A 2351-nucleotide genomic window follows, 5' to 3' on the forward strand; every position below is an offset into this window, starting at 1 on the left:
GACAGGCCGAATAAATCCACATAGTCACGTCTATCGCGCTGGGCGAAGGAGCTCCAGCAAAAAAATAGCATGATAAGCGGCAGCGCATAGGCCAGCACACCAAAGGTAAAAAACAGAGTATCGGCAAACCACGACCCTACCCCGCCGCCCAGATTATGTATCTGACCATGCCAGGCAGTCTGGGACCAACTTGGATCGGAGGGGCTGAAACTGACCAGCACAACCATCAAATAAAACGCAAAAATACCCACAACAGCCAGCACCACCTCCAGTAGCCGGCGGCCGCCGCTGAGTTTTTTAATGGTGATGTTTTTATCTTCTGTATATTCCTGGTTCAAGAAAGGCTCTCCAGGTTTCTGGTAACCGACATAACAACAGCGCCGAGGTGTTGTCCGGCGCTGGGACTGTATGAATTCACAGAAGTGTAACCAAAACAAACCGTATTTGCACCTAAAATGCTCCTTAACGCGTCTTTATGACTAGACGATTACTCTGTTTCACTTCTTCCATGACCACATAGGTCCGGGTGTCGTTCACGCCTGGCAAGCGCAGCAGCGTCTCGCCAAGCAGTTTACGATAGGCGGACATATCCGGCACACGTGTTTTCAACAAATAGTCGAAATCGCCGGAAACCAGATGACAATCCTGAATCTCTTCTAGCTTCTGCACCGCAGCGTTGAATTGCTCGAATACATCCGGTGCGCCGTGGTTGAGAATAATCTCAACAAATACCAGTAACGATGCATCCAGATAGTGCGGGTTCAACAACGCAGTATAGCCCTGGATGAAACCCTGGCGTTCCAGACGGCGCACGCGTTCCAGACAAGGAGTGGGCGATAACCCAACCCGCTTCGATAACTCGACATTGGAAATCCGTCCGTTTTTTTGCAGCTCTTTCAGGATACTGTGGTCGATACGATCGAGATCTTTCCCTGGGCGCTTTTTATTGTCTACCATCATTAGTGTCTCTCTCAATTCTTTCCCTGTACTTGCCATAATATTAATAATTTAATTGTGTTAATGGTTGTCTAACAACCGGTTATTAGTTTTTTAAGGTCAAGCTTTTCCGGAAAAATTTAGAACCTATCTGTCAACGTACTGCACGGCATCAGAAAGCGCATGACGCGCTATAACAGCATATCGCGCACGGTACCGCAAACCCCCACACTCTACCGCCAAGCACAGGCGGCCAAATTTCGGGCTGTTTTATTTTCCAGCCTGGATGTTTTCGCAAAAGCGCAGCCGATTGTCAAAGTAAAACGTTAAAAATCAGAATAACATACCGGTTGTTAGCAACAATCGTGGCTACGGGGAGGGTTAGCGATTTTTTTCCCTGATTATGCCCTGCTGGCGGCAATCGATACGATAGCCGCGATTAATTGGAAAAATCGTTAACTACTTTTTGCATCCTTTCTTAACTATGGTAATTTTCTCACAATGTCCTGGTTATGCGATGACAATGAGGAAAATATGTCTACGGTGAAACATAGTAAACTACTCATATTGGGTTCAGGGCCGGCAGGCTATACCGCTGCAGTTTATGCCGCGCGCGCCAATCTGAATCCCGTTTTAATCACCGGTATGGAGCAAGGCGGACAGCTAGCGACTACCAACGAGGTGGAAAACTGGCCTGGCGACCCTGAAGGGTTGACCGGACCGCTGCTGATGGAGCGCATGTATACCCACGCTACAAAATTCAATACGGAAATCATCTTCGACCACATTACCCATGTAGATCTGCGAAACCGTCCGTTCCACCTGGTCGGCGATAACGGCGAATACACCTGTGATGCGCTTATTATTGCCACCGGAGCCTCCGCGCGGTATTTGGGTCTGCCGTCTGAAGAAGCCTATAAAGGGAAAGGGGTGTCCGCTTGCGCCACCTGCGATGGCTTCTTTTACCGCAACCAAAAAGTGGCGGTGGTTGGTGGCGGCAACACCGCCGTGGAGGAAGCTTTGTATCTATCCAATATCACCGAGGAAGTGCATTTAATCCACCGCCGAGACACCTTCCGTTCGGAAAAGATCCTAATCGACCGGCTGATGGATAAAGTCAATAATGGCAATATAGTTCTGCACACCAATCGGACTTTGGAAGAGGTATTGGGCGACGAGATGGGCGTCACTGGAGTACGACTCAAAGATGTGGTCGGCAATGCCCATGAAGATTTGGCGGTCGTCGGGGTGTTTATCGCTATCGGTCATAGTCCCAATACCGCCATTTTCGACTCGCAGCTGTCGCTGCAAAACGGTTACCTGCGCGTGCAGTCCGGGATTAACGGCAATGCGACCGCCACCTCGATTCCGGGCGTGTTCGCGGCCGGCGACGTCATGGACCATAACTACCGCCA

General features: G+C 49.7%; 3 protein-coding genes. 1 reads left to right on the plus strand and 2 read right to left on the minus strand.

The genetic code is table 11. The features are described 5' to 3' along the window. A partial coding sequence (locus tag BG74_RS00260; RefSeq protein ID WP_187202431.1) for a DNA translocase FtsK 4TM domain-containing protein occupies positions 1-338 on the minus strand: 338 nt, incomplete at its 3' end. 124 nt (positions 339-462) lie between these two features. Then, positions 463-957, minus strand: a complete 495-nt coding sequence (gene lrp / locus BG74_RS00265) for a leucine-responsive transcriptional regulator Lrp (protein WP_066595601.1) — start codon at positions 955-957, stop codon at positions 463-465. Positions 958-1470: 513 nt separating this feature from the next. Between lrp and trxB the strand changes: the two genes are divergently transcribed. Continuing rightward, positions 1471-2351, plus strand: an 881-nt coding sequence (trxB, locus tag BG74_RS00270) for a thioredoxin-disulfide reductase (RefSeq protein WP_066595605.1), incomplete at its 3' end; no start/stop codon positions are given.

It is taken from the genome of Sodalis-like endosymbiont of Proechinophthirus fluctus (assembly GCF_001602625.1).
Lineage (GTDB): Bacteria > Pseudomonadota > Gammaproteobacteria > Enterobacterales > Enterobacteriaceae.